The 18,072-nt window shown below is 71.6% G+C and carries 12 protein-coding genes; 5 read left to right on the top strand and 7 right to left on the bottom strand.

Translation table 11 applies throughout. From position 1 onward, the window contains the following. Positions 1–737 precede the first annotated feature (737 nt). The 3 genes from ACFO3Q_RS09455 to ACFO3Q_RS09445 all read right to left on the bottom strand — a co-directional run bounded on the left by ACFO3Q_RS09455 (position 738) and on the right by ACFO3Q_RS09445 (position 4,117). Complete coding sequence (locus ACFO3Q_RS09455) at positions 738–2,507, bottom strand: M28 family metallopeptidase (protein WP_377004423.1); 1,770 nt, start codon at positions 2,505–2,507, stop codon at positions 738–740. 69 nt (positions 2,508–2,576) lie between these two features. Then, positions 2,577–3,239 (bottom strand): DUF4097 family beta strand repeat-containing protein, encoded by a 663-nt coding sequence (locus tag ACFO3Q_RS09450; RefSeq protein ID WP_377004422.1) that lies wholly within the window; start codon positions 3,237–3,239, stop codon positions 2,577–2,579. A gap of 119 nt (positions 3,240–3,358) precedes the next feature. Beyond that, positions 3,359–4,117: a phosphoglyceromutase gene (locus ACFO3Q_RS09445; RefSeq protein WP_377004421.1), complete on the bottom strand. Its 759-nt coding sequence runs from the start codon at positions 4,115–4,117 to the stop codon at positions 3,359–3,361. A gap of 326 nt (positions 4,118–4,443) precedes the next feature. Here ACFO3Q_RS09445 and ACFO3Q_RS09440 point away from each other — a divergent pair, with 326 nt between their 5' ends. Then, entirely contained in the window at positions 4,444–5,574 is a 1,131-nt protein-coding gene (locus tag ACFO3Q_RS09440) for a murein hydrolase activator EnvC family protein (protein WP_377004420.1), read from the top strand. Positions 5,575–5,621: 47 nt separating this feature from the next. Further along, the gene (locus tag ACFO3Q_RS09435) at positions 5,622–6,983 is read left to right on the top strand and encodes a S41 family peptidase (RefSeq protein WP_377004419.1); all 1,362 of its coding nucleotides are present in this window, start codon (positions 5,622–5,624) and stop codon (positions 6,981–6,983) included. A gap of 28 nt (positions 6,984–7,011) precedes the next feature. Here ACFO3Q_RS09435 and ACFO3Q_RS09430 read toward each other — a convergent pair whose 3' ends face one another. The 3 genes from ACFO3Q_RS09430 to ACFO3Q_RS09420 form a co-directional block, all read right to left on the bottom strand. Next, entirely contained in the window at positions 7,012–7,701 is a 690-nt protein-coding gene (locus ACFO3Q_RS09430) for a rhomboid family intramembrane serine protease (protein ID WP_377004426.1), read from the bottom strand. A gap of 159 nt (positions 7,702–7,860) precedes the next feature. Next, positions 7,861–8,544: a general secretion pathway protein GspB gene (locus ACFO3Q_RS09425; protein ID WP_377004418.1), complete on the bottom strand. Its 684-nt coding sequence runs from the start codon at positions 8,542–8,544 to the stop codon at positions 7,861–7,863. Then, positions 8,544–10,178 (bottom strand): ExeA family protein, encoded by a 1,635-nt coding sequence (locus ACFO3Q_RS09420; RefSeq protein WP_377004417.1) that lies wholly within the window; start codon positions 10,176–10,178, stop codon positions 8,544–8,546. The genes ACFO3Q_RS09425 and ACFO3Q_RS09420 overlap by 1 nt, the downstream gene beginning before the upstream one ends. Positions 10,179–10,414: 236 nt before the next feature. Between ACFO3Q_RS09420 and ACFO3Q_RS09415 the strand changes: the two genes are divergently transcribed. After that, entirely contained in the window at positions 10,415–11,758 is a 1,344-nt protein-coding gene (locus tag ACFO3Q_RS09415) for an outer membrane protein transport protein (protein ID WP_377004425.1), read from the top strand. A gap of 232 nt (positions 11,759–11,990) precedes the next feature. On the opposite strand, the gene putA is transcribed toward ACFO3Q_RS09415, so the two are convergent. Next, positions 11,991–15,131: a bifunctional proline dehydrogenase/L-glutamate gamma-semialdehyde dehydrogenase PutA gene (putA, locus tag ACFO3Q_RS09410; protein ID WP_377004424.1), complete on the bottom strand. Its 3,141-nt coding sequence runs from the start codon at positions 15,129–15,131 to the stop codon at positions 11,991–11,993. Positions 15,132–15,472: 341 nt separating this feature from the next. On the opposite strand from putA, the gene coxB reads away from it, so the two are divergent. Together coxB and ctaD are read left to right on the top strand one after the other, a co-directional pair. Beyond that, positions 15,473–16,348 (top strand): cytochrome c oxidase subunit II, encoded by an 876-nt coding sequence (gene coxB, locus ACFO3Q_RS09405; RefSeq protein WP_377004416.1) that lies wholly within the window; start codon positions 15,473–15,475, stop codon positions 16,346–16,348. Between the two features lie 66 nt (positions 16,349–16,414). Next, complete coding sequence (gene ctaD, locus ACFO3Q_RS09400; protein WP_377004415.1) at positions 16,415–18,049, top strand: cytochrome c oxidase subunit I; 1,635 nt, start codon at positions 16,415–16,417, stop codon at positions 18,047–18,049. The last annotated feature ends 23 nt before the right edge of the window (positions 18,050–18,072 follow it).

The raw sequence follows: 18,072 nt of genomic DNA, 5'->3' as shown, positions 1-18,072 counted from the left end.
TCGCCAGGGGTTTATCCCGCAGCGGCCCGGTCCTCCAAGGACCGGGCCGTTGTCTTTTGCGTGCTCTCAAAGTCCGGCCGTGGGGCGGACAGGACGCCTCCGCATTATCCGACCGGGCTCTGGTCTGCTGCGCTGGGGCTGCCGCCCGGGCGGCAGGCGACGCGGCGGGCGCGCCCCAGCTCGGAAGCACCATCCCTCTGCTGTGTCTCGCGGAGGCTGCGGCTGCCGGCACACCGCCGTGCCACTTGGGGAGTGTTCGGCGATGCTGTGGGAGTTGTGCCCCGGGACGGGTCACGCGCCGCGCATCGGTGCCGGCTCCGATCCCCCTGCAACCGCAAGAGTGCTGCAGCGGTGGTGCCGCGCAGCGCGCCGTCCGATCATGGTGCGGGCATGCGGTGGAGCGCGGGTCTCGACCGGCAGTGACCCCTGGCGCCAGAAGCGCGGGCACTGTCTCGTATCGGCTCACCCACCCACCCGACGCACACGGCCGCACGTGATGGCGCGGAGCAGGTCGAGCTGGGCTTGCGACGGGGCGGCCGTCGCTGAGCCTGGACCCGAGCCCGGAGCCCGGAGCCCGGAGCCCGGAGCCCGGAGCCCGCGTCCCGCGTACGCGGAGGCCTCGCATTCGATCAAGAGGCTCGCCCACCCTGGCGCGGCCCGATCCCCGCTGTCGCCCCGCACCTCAAAAAGAAACGGCGCCCGAAGGCGCCGTTTCCGGTCGTGCTGCATGCCTGATCTCAGGGCGCCGGCCGCTGGTCGGCCGTCGCGTCGCGCGCGGCCCGGAACGGGTTGTCCGGGTACCAGTTTGGCCACAGTGCCTCGCTCCCCGTCAGCTCACGGCCCACTGCGTACAGCGCCTCCAGATCCTCCACGACTCCGGACAGGTCCCAGTCCTCCTCGTAGACGTCTCCGGGCTTGTGGTAGCGGTTCGCGCCGTACTCGGCCTGGATGCGGCGGACGTGCTCCACGCCGCCTTCGACGTGCTCCGTCCCGCCCTTGGCATACAGCGCCGGTACCCCGGCCTTGGCAAAGTTGAAGTGGTCGGAGCGAAAGTAGAAACCCTTCGAGGTCTCCGCCTCGCCGCGCAGGACGCGGTTCTGCAGTGCCGCGATCGGCTTGAGGATGTCCTCGAGTTCCGAGCTGCCGATACCGGTCACGGTCATGTCGGTGGTGCGGCCGATCACCGGCATCGCGTCGAGGTTGATTGCCGCCACCGTCTTCGCCAGCGGGAACACCGGGTTGGCGGTGTAGTAGGCCGAGCCCAGCAGGCCGGACTCCTCGAGCGTCACCGCCAGGAACAGGATCGAGCGCTCCGGCGGCGTCTCCTGGTTCTTGAAGGCCTCGGCGATCTCCAGGATGCCGGCGATGCCAGACGCGTTGTCGATCGCGCCGTTGTAGATCTCGGCGGTCCCGCCGCCGGGCACGTTGCGGCCGACCATGGTCTTGCCGAGGTGGTCCCAGTGGCCCATGTAGACGACCACCTCGTCCGGGCGGGTGCTGCCGCGGAGCAGGCCCAGCACGTTGTCGGACTTGGCCTCGCGGATCGCGCTGCGCAGCGAGAGGTCCAGCGTGGTGGCCAGCGGCACCGGCCGGAAGTCGCGCTGGCTGGCGGCGCGCCGCTGCGCCTCGAAGTCGAGGCCGTTCTCCTCGAACAGGCGGTTGGCCGCCTCGGCGCTCAGCCAGCCCTGGGCGGGCAGGCGCGGCGCAGGGTCGTCCGCCGCCGGCAGGTCGAACTGGGCGCCGGACCAGCTGTTCTTCACGACGTCCCAGCCATAGCCCGCGCCGGCGTCGTCGTGCACGATCAGGGCGGCCTCGGCGCCCTGGCGCGCGGCCTCCTCGAACTTGTAGGTCCAGCGGCCGTAGTAGGTCATGCGCTCGCCGCCAAAGAGCTCCGGGTCGTCCACGTGGAAGCCCGGGTCGTTGACCAGGATGACCACGGTCTTGCCCTTGACGTCGAGGCCTTCGTAGTCGTTCCAGTCCTGCTCGGGTGCGACCACGCCGTAGCCGACGAACACCAGCTCGCTGCCCTCGATCTCGACCAGGTTGCGGCCGGTGCGGGTGCCGATGACCATGTCCGTGCCCGACACCAGCCGCCGGGTCTCGCCGTCGTGGGTGAGGGTGAGGGTGGTGTTCTGCGCGGTGGTGGTCTCCACCATGGGCACGGTCTGGACCCAGCTGCCGTTGTTGCCCGGCTCCAGTCCGATGCGCTCGAACTGCCCCTGGATGTAGGCGACCGTCTTCTCCTCGCCCGCGCTGCCGGGCGCGCGGCCCTCGAACTCGTCGGAAGCCAGCACGCGCACGTGCTCGGCGAAGTCCTCGGCGCGGATCTCGGGCGAGAAGGCATGCGCGCCCTCGCCAGCGGACGCCGGAGCGGTCTCGGGTGCGGTCGATGCGGGAGGCGTGCTGGCCGCGTTCTCGTCGGTCGGCGCATCCTGCGCGCAGCCGGGAAGGACGAGAACGGCGGTCAGCAGCGCGCCTGCGCAGAACAGGCCGGTGCGTTGCTGCATGTGCGGGAACCTCTGGTGGAGACGAATTCCCGATTTTACGTGCGCGGGCGCGGCGCCATCGGGGTCGCGTTACGGTGTATCGCCTGCGAAGCGGATCGGCTCCGCGCCGGAGATGCGCCCGACGGTGGCGCGCTCGCTGACGAACAGCCGGACCTCGCGCTCGAAGCGCAGCTCCCCGTGCACCGCCGCATCCGGACCCACCACCACGCGTGGCGGCTCGGAGCGATTGCCCCAGCTGAAGAGGCTGAAGCTGGGCTTCTCCACCACCAGGTCGCCGTGCACGACGGTGCCGGGCTGGAGCTCGATGTCGCCGGCGGTGGTGCGCACGTCGCCGCCGATCTCGGCACCGGCGATCACGATGCGGCCGTTGACGGTGCGGGCGTCCTGCGCCACGCGGCTTCCCTCGCCGATGGTCAGCGCGCCGTTGACCGTGGTGGCCTCGCCCTCGACGACGACGCCCGCACCGATGCGGAGCGCGCCGTTGACGGTGCTCGCCGAGCCGAGCCGGGCCTCGTCCTCCACCGTGATGCTGCCATTGACCGTGGAGGCCTCGCCGCCGACGGTCGCGCCGCGTTCGACGCGCACGCTGCCGTTGACGGTGGAGACCTCGCCGTACTGCTTGCCCGCCTCGGCGGTCACGCTGCCGCTGACCTTGCTGAGGCTTTCCTGCGCCGGCACCGCGGGTGCGGTGAGGGCGCCTGCGATGACGATCGCGATCAGGATGCGACGCATGGCGGTGCTCCGTGCATGTGGCCTGGGGCCGGGAGGTCGATCTTCGCGGTGCGGAGCGGGCGTCGACCCGTGCCGAAAGCCAGTATGACCATCCGCGCCGCCATTTCCATCCGCCCGGACTACTTGCCCTGCCTGCTCACCGCGGCGGCGCCGGCGGCGGCCGCGTCCGGGTCGAGGTAGCCGCCCTTGCCGACCGGGGCCAGCGCGCCCGCGACGAGCTCGAAGTCGTAGCGCAGCGGGATTCCGGTGGGGATGTTGAGCCCGGCGATGTCGGCGTCGGAGATGCCCTCGAGGTGCTTCACCAGGGCACGCAGCGAGTTGCCGTGCGCCGTCACGAGCACGTTCCGGCCTGCCGCCAGGTCGCGCGCGATCTCGGACTCGTAGTAGGGCACCAGGCGCGCCACCACGTCCGCCAGGCACTCGGTGAGCGGGCCGCCGTCGATGGGGGCGTAGCGCACGTCGTTGGCCTGGCTGTAGCGGTCGTCGCGGTCGATCGGCGGCGGCGGCGTGTCGTAGCTGCGGCGCCAGAGCATGAACTGCTCCTCGCCGAACTCCGCCATCGTCTGCGCCTTGTCCTTGCCCTGCAGCGCGCCGTAGTGGCGCTCGTTGAGGCGCCAGTCGCGCACCACCGGGATCCACAGCCGGTCGGCCTCGTCGAGCGCGATGTGCGCGGTGGTGATCGCGCGCCGCAGCAGCGAGGTGTAGAGCACGTCCGGCATCAGGCCATGCTCGCGCAGCAGCGTGCCCGCGCGTCGCGCCTCGGCGCCGCCCTTCTCGGTCAGCGCGACGTCCACCCAGCCGGTGAACAGGTTCTTGGCGTTCCACTCGCTCTCGCCGTGGCGGAGCAGGATGAGGGTGCCGGGGCGGGTCTGGGGCATGCGGCGTCTCCTTGCGGGTTCGGGTGCGCGTGGCGGATCGGGCCGCGAAGTCTAGAGCCTGCCATGCGCCGTGAGGTGAGTGCGACGCGCCCGGCGCGCGTCGAACCGCACGGGTCGTCCACGGCGACCCCGCGGTGCAGCCGTTGCGCCGCGACTGCCCGGGCGTCCGTTCCGGCGGGCGGGCCAGGTTCCTGTGCGCCGCCCGTACAATCCGGCGGGTTGTCCGTCCCGCGCCGAGGTCCGCCATCCCTCCCTCCCGTCGCCTGGCACCCGAGATCCGCGCGCCGCGCGCCGCGGCCGCGGTGCTGCTCGCCCTGCTCGCCGCGATGCCCCCGGGACTGCAGGCGCAGGCGCCCGCACGCACGGCATCGCAGGCCCGGGAGGAGGCCGAGGCCGAACGCCGCCTGGAGACGGTGCGCGCCGAGATCCGCCGCCTCACCGAGGCCCAGCAGCGCATCGACGCCGAGCGCGGCGCGGCCAGCCGGTCGGTGCGCGAGGCCGACCAGGCGGTGGCGGCCGCAGGCCGTGCGCTGGCCGGCACCGAGGCCGAGATCGCCACCCAGGAAGGCGAACTGGAACGGTTGGAAGTCCGCCGTGCGGAACGCGAGGCCGAGCTGCGCGCCCAGCGCGAGACGCTGGCCGTGCTGGTGCGGTCGGCCTATGCGCTCGGCCGGCACGAGCAGCTCAAGCTGCTGCTGGCCCAGGACCGCATGAGCGACCTGGCCCGGACCATGGCGTACCACCGCTACATCCAGGCCGACCGCACGCGCCGCATCGACGGCCTCTCGCAGCAGCTGGCCGAACTGGCCGACGTGGCGCGGGCGGTCGAGGAGGCGCGCACGCGGCTCACGGAAACCCTGGCGCGCCAGCAGCGCGACCTCGAGGCGCTGGACCGCCAGCGCGAGGAGCGCCGTCTCGCGGTCGAGCGCCTGCAGGCCGATCTCGCCGACGCGCGTTCGCGCATCGCCGCCCTCGGTCGCGACGAGAAGGCGCTGGGCGAGCTGCTGGAGAAGCTCCGCGACGTGCTCGCCGACATCCCGGCCGAGGTGGAGGACAGCCGGCCGTTCGCGCGTCGCCGGGGGCAGCTCCCCTGGCCGGTCGAGGCCCGCGCCAGCGTCGGCTTCGGCGGGCGGCTTCCCGATGGCCGTACCAGCAACGGCCTGCTGCTGCCGGGCGCGGCGGGCACGCCGGTCCGGGCCGTGGCGCCCGGCCGGGTGGCGTTCTCGGAATGGCTGACCGGCTACGGCCTGCTCGTGATCCTCGACCACGGCGGTGGCTGGATGACGCTCTACGCCAACAACGACGGCCTGCTGAAGGAGTCGGGCGACTGGGTCCGCACCGGCGAGCCCGTGGCCACGGTCGGTTCGTCCGGCGGCCAGGGCAGCGCTGCGCTGTACTTCGAGCTGCGCCAGAACGGCAGGCCGGTGGACCCGCGGCCGTGGATGGCCTCGCGCTGATCCGGGCGGATCGCGTGCTCTTGATGCGCCTGCCCCATAATCGTGGCGTGACCGTACGAGTCGAGCCGATGACGCGCCTGATCGCCGCGAGCCTCTTCCTGCTGCTGCCTGCCGTCGCAGCCCTTGCGCAGGACGCCCCGCCGCCCGAAACCGTCACCCTGGAGGAGGCGACCCCGCACGACGATCACGACCACGGCGTTCCCGAATCGAGCGTGCCGCTGGCCGAGATCCAGCGCTACGTCGCGGTCTTCCGCGCGGTCAAGCAGGCCTACGTCGACCCGGTCGGCGACCGCGAGCTGATGCAGGGCGCCATCCGCGGCCTGTTGCTCGACCTCGATCCGCACAGCGCCTATCTCGACAGCGAGGAGTCCTCGGCGCTCGACGAAGCTGCGAGCGGCGCCTACGACGGCGTCGGGGTCGAACTCGTGCAGCAGCCGGACCGGACCCTGCGGGTGATCGCGCCCATCGACGACACCCCCGCCGCCCGCGCCGGCGTGCGGGCGGGCGACGTCATCACCGCCATCGACGGCCGGCCGATCTCGGCCGACAGCGTCGACGGCGCGACCACCGAGCTGCGCGGGCCGCCCGGCAGCCGCGTGCGGCTGACCATCCTGCGCGAGGGCGAGCCCGGCCCGATCGAACTCACCATCACCCGCGAGACCATCCGCATCGTCAGCGTGCGCGCGCGCAGCCTGGAGCCCGGTTACGGCTACGTGCGCATCAGCGCCTTCCAGGCCGACACGGGGCGCGAGCTCAACCGCCATCTCTACACCCTCAACGCCGAGGCCGGCGGCATGCTGCGCGGTCTGGTGATCGATCTGCGCAGCAACCCCGGCGGCCTGCTCAACGCGGCGGTCGAGGCGGCGGACGCCTTCCTGGAGGAGGGCGTGATCGTGTCCACGCGCGGCCGCCTGCAGATCGCCGACAGCGAATTCCACGCCACGCCCGGCGATCTCCTCGAAGGCGCGCCGATCGTGGTGCTGATCGACGCGGGCAGCGCGAGCGCCGCGGAGGTGCTGGCCGGCGCCCTGCGCGACCACGACCGCGCGGTGGTGATGGGCAGCCGCAGCTTCGGCAAGGGCTCGGTGCAGACGGTGCTGCCGCTCGACAACGGCGACGCCATCAAGCTCACCACCGCGCGCTACTACACGCCGAGCGGGCGTTCGATCCAGGCGGCGGGCATCGCACCCGACATCGCCCTGCATGCCGATGGCGATGCCCGGTCGGTCGGCGGCATCCGCGAATCCGACCTGCCCAACCACCTCGTCGGCGACGAGGAGGTCGCGGACGGCCGCTATGCCCAGGGCGAGGTGCTGGAGGGCGATGCCTTCATCGAGCGGGCCCTGGAGCATCTGCGCACCCTCGTGGCGGCCCGCGAGGGGGCCTCGGCGCCGGCTGCGGCGCCCTGAGCAGCGAGGCGCACCGGGCGCCCCACGCTCAGCCTCTGCGCAGGCGCCGGGCGATGGCGGGGCGCGCCAGCAGGGCGAAGACCACGCCGAAGGCGAAGCCCGCCAGGTGCGCCCACCAGGCCACCGCGCCGAAGGCCGGGCCGACGAAGGTGAAGATCACCTGCAGCAGGGCCCAGATGCCGATCAGCAGGCTCGCCGGCGCGCGCACGAACTCCATGAACAGCCCCAGCGGCACCACGATGCCGAGCCGCGCGCGCGGGAACAGGGCGAGATAGGCGCCGATCACGGCCGAGACGGCGCCGCTGGAGCCGACGATCACCCGGTTGGGGCTGTCCATCAGCAGGGCCGCGACGACGTTGGCGAAGGCGCCGCCGAGCAGGAACAGCACGAGGAAGCGCGGTGCCCCCATCGCGCGCTCCGACGAGAGCCCGAAGATCAGCAGGAACAGCAGGTTGCCGAGCAGGTGGCTCCAGTCGGCGTGCATGAACAGCGCGGTGAACAGGCCCATGAAGCGCCCGTCGAGGGGCGCGCTCATCCATTCGACGAGGCGGTCCGGCAGCGCCCCCGAGACCGCGCCCCAGCGCGAGAGCGCCGCCTGCCGCGCGCCCAGGTCGGGCAGCAGCACCAGCCAGACGAACACGCCCGACTGGAGCAGGACCAGCAGTGGCGTCGCCCAGCGTCGCTGGGGGCGCCGACGCGACGGATCGCCCAGGAACACCACGTCAGCGCGCCTCGCGCCCGCAGGGGCGGGATGTCGGCACGACGGCACCGACGGCCCGCGGCCCCGCGCCGAAGGATCGTTCCGGCAGGGCGCGCGCCGCGCCCGGACGCAGGCCCCATCGTATCGCACACAGCTCGATGTCCATCGCCTTCTCCCCTACGGCCGCGGCAGCAGTGCCGGCCGCCCCTCGATGTCCAGCAGGCTGCCGTCGCGGCGGATCTCGAGCACGCGGACGGCCGGCGAAAGCCGGTCGCCCTCGGCGGCCCGGCGCCCGTCGACGACGATGAAGCGGCGCGACGGGTCGCTGTTGTAGACGTGCATGCTCACCTGGAGCGGCGGCAGGCGCTGGAGCAGGTCGCCCGGCAGGCTCCAGACCGGAACGGGCGTGTCCGCCTCCGCCGCCGGCGATGCCGTCGCCGGGTCGGCGTCCGCCGGGCGCCCGGGAGCGCGGGGCGTCGCCTCTGCCGTCGTGGCGGGTGCCGGCAACGCGGCGGCCGGCGGCCTCGCCTCGGGCGCGGGGGCAGGCGTGGCTTCGTATGCTGCCGGTACCGGCGCGGCGGGGGCGGGAACGGGCTGCGCGGGCGGGTCCGGTCGTGGCATCGGTGGCGTGGGCGGGGCCTGCGGGGTGGCCGCGGCCACGGTGGCGGACCGGGTCGCGTGGCGCTCGTACAGCAGCCAGCCGAGCGCCGCGGCGAGGAGCAGCACCAGGACGATCCAGAGCCGATGGCTCTTCCGCTCGCGCATGGGGACGCCGGGCGCGGGCGGCACGTGCAGCCCGGGTGCGCGGCCGAGCTGGCGGTCGCGTTCGGAGCGGCGCAGTGCCTCCAGGATCAGCGACATCAGTCCAGGCTCCGGCGCAGCTGCGGGCCCAGGCCGTCGTCGGCGACCAGGGCGAGCAGGGTTTCCGGACCGACCACGCCGTCGGCACGCAGCCCGATCGCGAGCTGGCGGCGGCGCACCGCCGCGGCCATGTCGGCGTCGAAGCGCGACGGGCCGCTGCGTTCGGTGCCGATGTCGCCGAGCTCGACCAGGCGGTCGTGCAGCCAGTCGACCTGGGGACCGCTGTCGCCGCGGCTCATCGGCAGGGTCACGTGCGCCGGCGCGCGCCAGAGGGTGAGGTAGTCGCCACGCCAGACGCGCTCGAAGGGGATGCGGTCGACGTCGACCGTCTCGGTGCCGAGCATCATGCGCACCTGCCGCGCATCGGCGGCCAGCAGCAGGGCCCAGGCGGTTGCGCCCTCGGCCTCGAGCCGCACCAGCGCCGGCCGGCCCAAGGCGGAAAGCGTGCTGAGCGTGCCGCGGGTGCGCAGGCAGTACAGGCCCGGCGCGAGCTGCGGCGGGCAGGCCCCGGCGGTCTGCACGTCGGCCTCGTCCGCACGCACCACCCACAGCGCGAGCAGGCGCCGCAGGGCCGACTGCGGGTCGGGCCCGGCCGCGCGGATGCGCTCGGGCAGGGCGTCGGCGGCGAGGCGCACGCTGGTCGCGTCCTCGCCCGGGTCGGGCGCGGTCGCCGCTGCCTCGGGCGCGGCGTCGGCCGGCTCCTCGCGGTCCATGCGGGGCAGCGTCCACAGCGCGAACAGCAGGAGCGCCAGCACGATGGCCGCGATCCAGCCCACGTGCGCGGAGCGCAGCCGCAGCCGGCGCAGGGCGCGCAGGCCGCGCGGCGCCAGGGTCTCCGCTGCGGCCCGGTCGAGCAGGGCCTCGCCGATCTGCGCCTGGTCGCGCGCGTAGCCGGCCATCAGCGCGCGGTCGGCGATCACGTTGATCAGGCGCGGCACCCCGCCGGAGTGCTGGTGCAGGCGGCGCAGGGCCAGCTTGGTGAAGGGGAAGCGCTGCGCGCCGGCGACCGCGAGGCGGTGGCGCACGTAGGACTCGGTCTCCGCCGCGTCCAGCGGAGTCAGGTGGTAGCGGGCGGTGATCCGCTGCGCGAGCTGGCGCAGTTCCTCGCGGGCGAGCACTTCGCGCAGCTCGGGCTGGCCGAGCAGGATGATCTGCAGCAGTTTCTGGGTCGGTGTCTCGAGGTTGGTGAGCAGGCGCACCTGCTCGAGCGCCTCGCGAGAGAGTTCCTGCGCCTCGTCGATGATCAGCACCACCCGCAGTCCCTGGGCGTAGGCATCCAGGAGATAGCGGTTGAGCGCGTCGACCAGGCCCTTGAGGCTGCCGCGGACGCCGGTGACGTCGACCCGCAGCTCCTCGCAGATGGTCTCAAGCAGCTCGACCGGGGACAGCTTGGGGTTGAGCACCAGGGCCACCCGCGCGTTCTCAGGCAACTGCTCGAGCAGCAGGCGGCAGAGCGTGGTCTTGCCGGTGCCCACCTCGCCGGTCAGCTGCACGAAGCCGCCGGACCCGCCCTGGCCGATGCCGTAGAGCAGGTGCGCCAGCGCGTCGCGGTGGCGTTCGGAGAGGAAGACGAAGCGCGGGTCGGGGGTGATGGCGAACGGCGCTTCGCGCAGGCCGTAGTACTCGAGATACATGCGGTCGGGCGGCGTGGGGTGCGTGGACTCTAGCAGGGCGCCCGCCGCACTTCGGCGCCGGCGGGTGTGCGGCGCGCCGGAGGATGGATCCGGCGCGTTAGAGCTTCGTTAAGACAATTCAGCCTCGCTAACCGTGCTTTCAGGTATGGTGCCCGCCCGCGCGGCCGGGAGGGAGACATCCACGGCCATGCGGCGTCGCACCCCCCAGCGACGTCCCTGAGCTATCGGAGAGACCAATAATGAAGAGCCGCACCCTTCCGCTGCGCAGCGCCCTGGCGCTTGCCGTCCTCGCCGCCTGCGCGAGCGCCCCCGCCTTCGCTGGTGGCTTCCAGATCAAGGAGAACAGCGCCGTCGCCCTGGGCCGCGCGTTCGCCGGCTCGGCCTCGGCGCCGGGCGATGCCGCCATCATCTCCAACAACCCGGCCGGCATGCGCCTGCTCGGCGGCCGCACCGTCCAGGTGGACCTGACCGCGCTTAACCTCGAGGCCGAGTACAACAACACCTACAACCGCGACGCCCTGGGCCGCCCGCTGACCGGTGGCAACGGCGGCGATGCCGGCGACCTGAACTGGATCCCGGCCGCCTACTTCGCCATGCCGATCGGCGAGCAGTTCCACCTCGGCGCCTATGTCGACGCGCCGTTCGGCCTCAAGACCGAATACGACGCCGACTGGGTGGGCCGCTACAACGGGGTCAAGTCCGAGCTCAGGACCATCGACCTGGGCCTGTCCCTGTCCTACGACGTCAATCCCTACGTGTCCTTCGGCGGCAGCGTGTTCTACCAGTACGCCGAGGCCGAGCTGACCAATGCCGTGGACTTCGGCGCGATCATCGCCAACACCGGCGCGACGCCCCCGGGCGCCTTCCTGCCGCAGTCGGCCGACGGCCTCGCGCGCGTCAAGGGCGACACCAAGGACTGGGGCTTCAAGCTGGGCGCCCTGTTCACCATCGTCGACGGCACCAACATCGGTGTGACCTACCGCTCCAAGGTCGAGCACGACATCAGCGGCAATGCGACCTTCACCGTGCCGGCGCCGGCCGCCGCGGTGTTCGCGCAGCTGCCGGGCAACCTGTTCACCGACACCGGCGGCAGCGCCTTCCTCGAGACCCCGGCGGTGGCGACCCTGAGCCTCACCACCCGGGTCAACGACCAGTGGACCCTGATGGGCGAGGTCTCGCGCACCGCGTGGAGCTCGTTCGAGTCGCTGACGATCGACTTCGCCAACCCGGCGCAGCCGAACACCACCGAGGTCTTCGGCTGGCGCGACACCTGGTTCGGCTCGGTCGGCGCCGAGTACCAGATGAACGACCAGTGGGTGCTGCGCGGCGGCATCGGCTACGACCAGACCCCGACCTCGCTCGAGCACCGCAGCCCGCGCGTGCCGGACGCCGACCGCCGCTGGCTGTCGCTGGGCTTCAGCTACCTGATGTCGCCGGCGGCGACCATCAACGTCGGCTACACCCACCTGTTCACCGGCGAGCCCGAGATCGCGTCGCACTCCTCGACCGGTTCGTTCGTGAACGGCCACTACGACACCACGGTGAACATCCTCGCCGCGTCGATGACCTACCGCTTCTGATCGAAGCGGTCGGCGGTACGAAAAAAGGCGCCTCCGGGCGCCTTTTTTCTTGGGTGGAACGGGATGGGTGGGGCGGGAAGCGGGAAGCGGGAATCGGGAAGCGGGAATCGGAAGGGGCTTCTGCTGCCAGAAGCAGGTCGTGATCGGGCGCATGGAGAGGCGCGCACGCTCCCGGCCGGCTCAGTCCCCAGGTCCCGCTTCCCGATTCCCGCCCCACCCTTCCCGCCTCACCTCACCCCAGCGTCAGCAACGACGCATTGCCTCCCGCGGCCGTGGTGTTGATCGTCAGCGTGCGCTCGGTGGCGAAGCGCAGCAGGTAGTGCGGGCCGCCGGCCTTGGGCCCGGTGCCGGAGTTGGCCTCGCCGCCGAAGGGCTGCACGCCGACCACCGCGCCGATCTGGTTGCGGTTGACGTAGCAGTTGCCGACCTTCACGCGGGTGGCGATCTTCTCGACCGTCTCGTCGATGCGCGAGTGGATGCCCAGGGTCAGGCCGTAGCCGGTGGCGTTGATCTGGTCGATCACCGCGTCGAGCTGGTCGCCGCGGAAGCGGATCACGTGCAGGATCGGTCCGAACACCTCGCGGGTGAGCTGGGAGAGGTCCCGGAGCTCGTAGGCGCGCGGCGCGAAGAAGCTGCCGTGGGCGGCGGCCTCGCCGGGCGCCACCGCCTTGATGAGGATGGCCTCGCGGTCCATGCGCGCGGCGTGGTCCTCGAGGATCTTCAGCGCGTCGGCGTCGATCACCGGGCCGACGTCGGTCGAGAGCAGGCCCGGATCGCCCACCACGAGCTCGTCCATCGCGCCGGCGAGCATGCCGATGACCTTGTCGGCGATGTCCGCCTGCACGAACAGCACGCGCGCCGCGGAGCAGCGCTGCCCGGCCGAGCCGAAGGCGCCGGTGATGGCGTCCTTGACCAGTTGCTCCGGCAGGGCGGAGGAGTCGGCGATGAGCGCGTTCTGGCCGCCGGTCTCGGCGATCAGTACGCCGATGGCGGCATCGCGCGCGGCCATGGCGCGGTTGATGGCGCGGGCCGTCTCGGTCGAGCCGGTGAAGGCCACGCCGGCGATGCGCGCGTCGCCGGTGAGCGCGGCACCGACCGTCGCGCCGTCGCCCGGCACGAACTGCAGCACGTCGGCCGGGATGCCCGCCTCGTGCAGCAGCTTCACCGCCGCATGGCCGACCAGGGTGGTCTGCTCCGCCGGCTTGGCGATGACGGTGTTGCCCGCGACCAGGGCGGCCGCGACCTGGCCGACGAAGATCGCCAGCGGGAAGTTCCACGGCGAGATGCACACGAACACGCCGCGGCCGGCGAGCTGGAGCTGGTTGCTCTCGCCGGTCGGGCCGGGCAGGGGCAGGGTGATGAACTGGCGGCGCGCCTGCAGCGCGTAGTAGCGCAGGAAGTCCACCGCCTCGCGCACCTCGGCCACGCCGTCGACCAGGGTCTTGCCGGCCTCGCGCGTGCACAGCGCCATGAATTCCGGCATGCGCGCCTCGAGCAGGTCGGCGGCGTGCTCCAGGATGCTGGCGCGGCCGGCGGCGGGCACCGCGTTCCAGCCCTCCTGCGCGGCGACGGCGTTGGCCAGCGCGCGCTCCACGGTGGCCGCGTCGGCGGCCTGCCACTGGCCGACCTCGATGCGGCGATCGGCGGGCGAGGTGACAGTCATGGTGGCGCCGGCGGGCGCGGCGCCCGGCACCAGCGGGGCGGCCTGCCACGGCTTCACTGCAGCGTTGATCTTCTCGGCGAGGGTGGCGAGGTCGGAATCGTTGGCGAGGTTGACGCCCATGGAGTTGGTCCTGTCTTCGCCCTGGCTCGCGTAGAGCGCGCGGGGCAGGGGGATGCGGGGATGCGGTTTGCTGTCGTAGGCCGTGACGATCTCGACCGGGTCGTCCACCAGCTCGGCCGGGCTGACGGTCTCGTCGGTGATGCGGTTGACGAAGCTGGAGTTCGCGCCGTTCTCGAGCAGGCGCCGCACCAGGTAGGGCAGCAGGTCCTCGTGCGAGCCCACCGGCGCGTAGACGCGGCAGGGCACGCCCAGCCGGTCGGCGGGGATGACCTCGGCGTAGAGGTCGTCGCCCATGCCGTGCAGCTTCTGGAACTCGAACGGACGGCCGGCGGCGATGTGGTGGATGCTCGCGATGGTCTGCGCGTTGTGGGTGGCGAACATCGGGTAGAGCGCGTCGCCGGCGTCGAGCATGCGCCGCGCGCACGCCAGGTAGGAGACGTCGGTGTTGGGCTTGCGCGTGAACACCGGATAGCCCTCGAGCCCCTCCACCTGCGCGCGCTTGATCTCCGCGTCCCAGTAGGCGCCCTTGACCAGGCGCATCGGCATGGTGCGCCCGGCGCGGCGCGCCACGTCGGCGAGGTAGTCGATCACGAAGGGCGCGCGCTTCTGGTAGGCCTGCACCGCGAGGCCGTAGCCGTTCCAGCCCGCGAGCGAGGGATCCTCGAAGGCGCCGACGATGACGTCGAGGCTGAGTTCGAGCCGGTCGGCCTCCTCCGCGTCGATGGTGAAGCCGATGCCGCGCGCCTTGGCCTGCTGGGCCAGCTCGAGCACCCGCGGGGTCAGCTCCGCGCGCACCCGTGCGCGCTTGGCGTGCTCGTAGCGCGGGTGCAGCGCCGAGAGCTTGACCGAGATGCTGGGGGCGGCGATGACGTCGCCGTAGGGCCCGCCGGCGCCGATGGCGTCGATCGCCTTGCGGTAGGCCTCGAGGTAGCGCGCGGCGTCCCGCGCCGTGAAGGCGGCCTCGCCGAGCATGTCGAAGGAATAGCGGTAGGCGGCGTTGCGGCCCTTGCGTGCGCGCCCCAGCGCCTCGTCGATGGTCCGTCCCATCACGAACTGGTGGCCCATGATGCGCATGGCCTGGCGCACGGCCAGGCGGATCACCGGCTCGCCGGCGCGTCCGACCAGCCGCCGCAGGGCGCCGCCGAAGTCGCGCTTGGTCTCCTCGGCCAGCTCGATGAAGCGCCCGGTCAGCATCAGCCCCCAGGTGGAGGCGTTGACCAGCACCGAGTCGCTGGCGCCCAGGTGGCGCTCCCAGTTGGCCTCCCCGAGCTTGTCGCGGATCAGCCGGTCGGCGGTGGCCTGGTCGGGGATGCGCAGCAGGGCCTCGGCGACGCACATCAGCAGCACGCCCTCCTCGCTGCCGAGGTCGTACTGGCGCATGAAGGCCTCGATCGCCCCCTGGTCCTGCGCCCGCAGGCGCACGCGGGTGACGAGGTCCTCGGCCTGCGCGCGCACGGCGGCGCGCTCGTCGGGCGGCAGCGCCGCCTCGCCGAGCAGCATGTCGAGGTGCTCCGCCTCGTCGCGGAGCCACGCATCGGTGATCGCCCGCCGCAGCGGGCCGGGCGGCGGGGGCAGTTCGGGAGAGAGAATGCTGGTCACGAAGAAAACCACGTCAGGAGGCGCGGCGCGCCGAATCCGCGATTCTAGCGGCGCGTCGGAGCGGTCCGCATGTGGCATCGCGGCAGTGCTTGCTTGCCGCGCCTGACGCCGCGGCGGTACCATCTTGCGGATGTATCGCAGCCTGCTGGCCCCGGTCCGCATGCAGTGACGCGGGTGCCGCGGGTCGCGCGCCGGGCTGCTCGCGCAGCCCACGGGGTAAGACACTGTGGTTCCTGCCGGGCCGGGCGATGCTGCCGGACGGGCCGGTTCGGCTTATGACCATGCTAGCGAGCGGCTGCGGCCGAGCCAGCGACGATGAAGAGGTTGATTCGATGAAATCAGGGCGTTGGACGCGTTTCGCAGCCTTGGCGACGGCCTTGGCGGCCGGGTTCTACAGCGTCAGCGCGTTCGCACTGCCGCACCGGTGGCAGCTGAACATGCGCACGGGCGTGACCGCGACCGCGGAGAACGCCTACAGCATCCACATGATCATGTTCATCATCTGCTGCGTGATCGGGCTGATCGTGTTCGGCGCGATGGCGGTGGCCATGGTCCGGTTCCGCAAGTCGAAGGGCGCGGTGCCGGCGAAGTGGAGCCACAACACGCTGGCGGAGGTGATCTGGACGGTGATCCCGATCCTGATCCTCATCGTCATGGCGATTCCGGCGACCACCCATCTCGTCGCGATCTACGACACCCGCGACTCCGAGATGACCGTCAAGATCACTGGCTATCAGTGGATGTGGCGGTACGACTACCTCGGCGAGGACTACGGCTTCGTCAGCCGCATCGACCGCGACAGCGACCGTACGCGCCGCCTGCGCTCCGGCCTCGACCCGTGGGAAGTGCGCGACGGCGACGACCAGGCCTATCTGCTCAACGTCGACCGCCGCCTGGTGCTGCCGACCAACACCAAGATCCGCTTCGTGATCACCGCCGACGACGTGATCCACGCCTGGTGGGTGCCCTCGCTCGGCTGGAAGCAGGATGCGATCCCGGGCATCGTCAACGAGAACTGGACCGAGATCCGCGAGCCCGGCATCTACCGCGGCCAGTGCGCGGAACTCTGCGGCAAGGACCACGCGTTCATGCCGATCGTGGTCGAGGCCGTGAGCCCGGAGGAATTCCGCGCCTGGCTCGACGAGCAGAAGGCCGCGACCGCCGCGCAGGACGCTTCCGCGCCCGCGGCCCCCGTCGCCGCCCTCTAAGCCTTACGCATCGCGCCGCGCCACGCGCTGCGCGATCCGAGCGAGACAACGCAGGACAAGAACATCATGGCCATCGACCACGCAGCACCCAACGCCCAGGTCCCCGCGCAGGTGCACGACGCGCACCACCATCACAAGCAGGGCTTCGTCGAGCGCTGGTTCTTCAGCACCAATCACAAGGACATCGGTACGCTGTACCTGATCTTCTCCTTCGTGATGTTCTGCATCGGCGGCGCGATGTCGGGCGTGATCCGCGCCGAGCTGACGCACCCGGGTCTGCAGTTCGTCGACCCGATGTTCTTCAACTCCATGACCACGATGCACGCGCTGGTCATGATCTTCGGCGGCGTCATGCCGGCCTTCACCGGCCTGGCCAACTGGATGATCCCGCTGCAGATCGGCGCGCCCGACATGGCGCTGCCGCGCATGAACAACATGTCGTTCTGGCTGCTGCCGGCCGGCTTCGCGCTGCTGCTGATCACCTTCTTCCTGCCGGGCGGCGCCCCCGCCGCGGGCTGGACGCTGTATCCGCCGCTGTCGCTGCAGGGCGGCGCCAACGTCGCGTTCGCCATCTTCGGCATCCACATCCTCGGCATCTCGTCGATCATGGGCGCGATCAACGTGATCGCGACCATCCTCAACATGCGTGCGCCGGGCATGGACCTGCTCAAGATGCCGCTGTTCTGCTGGACCTGGCTGATCACCGCGTTCCTGGTGATCGCGGTGATGCCGGTGCTCGCCGGCGCGGTGACGATGCTGCTCACCGACAAGTTCTTCGGCACGTCGTTCTTCAACGCGGCGGGCGGCGGCGACCCGGTGATGTACCAGCACATCTTCTGGTTCTTCGGCCACCCCGAGGTCTACATCCTGATCCTGCCTGCCTTCGGCATCGTCTCCGAGATCATCCCGACCTTCTCGCGCAAGCCGCTGTTCGGCTACCAGGCGATGGTCTACGCGACCGCCGCGATCGCCTTCCTGTCGTTCATCGTCTGGGCGCACCACATGTTCACGGTGGGCCTGCCGCTGGGCGGCGAGCTGTTCTTCATGTACGCGACCATGCTGATCGCCGTGCCAACGGGCGTGAAGGTGTTCAACTGGGTCTCGACGATGTGGAAGGGCTCGATCAGTTTCGAGACGCCGATGCTGTTCGCGATCGGCTTCGTGATCCTGTTCACCATCGGCGGTTTCTCGGGCCTGATGCTCGCCATCGTCCCGGCCGACTTCCAGTACCACGACACCTATTTCGTGGTGGCGCACTTCCACTACGTGCTGGTGACCGGCGCGGTGTTCTCGCTGATCGCCGCGGCCTACTACTGGTGGCCGAAGTGGACCGGTCGCTACTACAGCGAGTTCTGGGGCAAGTTCCACTTCTGGTGGAGCGTGATCTTCGTCAACATCCTGTTCTTCCCGCAGCACTTCCTGGGCCTGGCCGGCATGCCGCGCCGCATCCCGGACTACAACGTGGCCTTCGCGGACTGGAACCTGGTGAGCTCCATCGGCGCCTTCGGCATGCTGCTGTCGCCGATCATCATGCTCGCGGTGCTCTGGCACTCGCTCAAGTACGGCAAGCCGGCCCCGGCCGTCGCCTGGGAAGGCGCGCGCGGCCTGGAGTGGACGGTCCCGAGCCCGGCGCCGCACCATACCTTCGAGAAGCCGCCGGTCATCCGCGACGGTGATCTCGCCCACGGCAACGTGCACTGAGTGACGCAGCCGGCCGTGCCCCA

The sequence above is a fragment of the Coralloluteibacterium thermophilum genome (genome assembly GCF_042654365.1).
GTDB lineage: Bacteria > Pseudomonadota > Gammaproteobacteria > Xanthomonadales > Xanthomonadaceae > Coralloluteibacterium > Coralloluteibacterium thermophilum.
This window is presented reverse-complemented; position numbering and strand designations above follow the sequence as displayed.

What these genes read in the sequence shown, in the direction of transcription:
- ACFO3Q_RS09455 (WP_377004423.1), bottom strand. Translation starts at nt 2,507, where the DNA reads ATGCAGCAACGCACCGGCCTGTTCTGCGCAGGCGCGCTGCTGACCGCC.
- ACFO3Q_RS09450 (WP_377004422.1), bottom strand. Translation starts at nt 3,239, where the DNA reads ATGCGTCGCATCCTGATCGCGATCGTCATCGCAGGCGCCCTCACCGCA.
- ACFO3Q_RS09445 (WP_377004421.1), bottom strand. Translation starts at nt 4,117, where the DNA reads ATGCCCCAGACCCGCCCCGGCACCCTCATCCTGCTCCGCCACGGCGAG.
- ACFO3Q_RS09440 (WP_377004420.1), top strand. Translation starts at nt 4,444, where the DNA reads ATGCCCCCGGGACTGCAGGCGCAGGCGCCCGCACGCACGGCATCGCAG.
- ACFO3Q_RS09425 (WP_377004418.1), bottom strand. Translation starts at nt 8,544, where the DNA reads ATGTCGCTGATCCTGGAGGCACTGCGCCGCTCCGAACGCGACCGCCAG.
- ACFO3Q_RS09420 (WP_377004417.1), bottom strand. Translation starts at nt 10,178, where the DNA reads ATGTATCTCGAGTACTACGGCCTGCGCGAAGCGCCGTTCGCCATCACC.
- coxB (WP_377004416.1), top strand. Translation starts at nt 15,473, where the DNA reads ATGAAATCAGGGCGTTGGACGCGTTTCGCAGCCTTGGCGACGGCCTTG.
- ctaD (WP_377004415.1), top strand. Translation starts at nt 16,415, where the DNA reads ATGGCCATCGACCACGCAGCACCCAACGCCCAGGTCCCCGCGCAGGTG.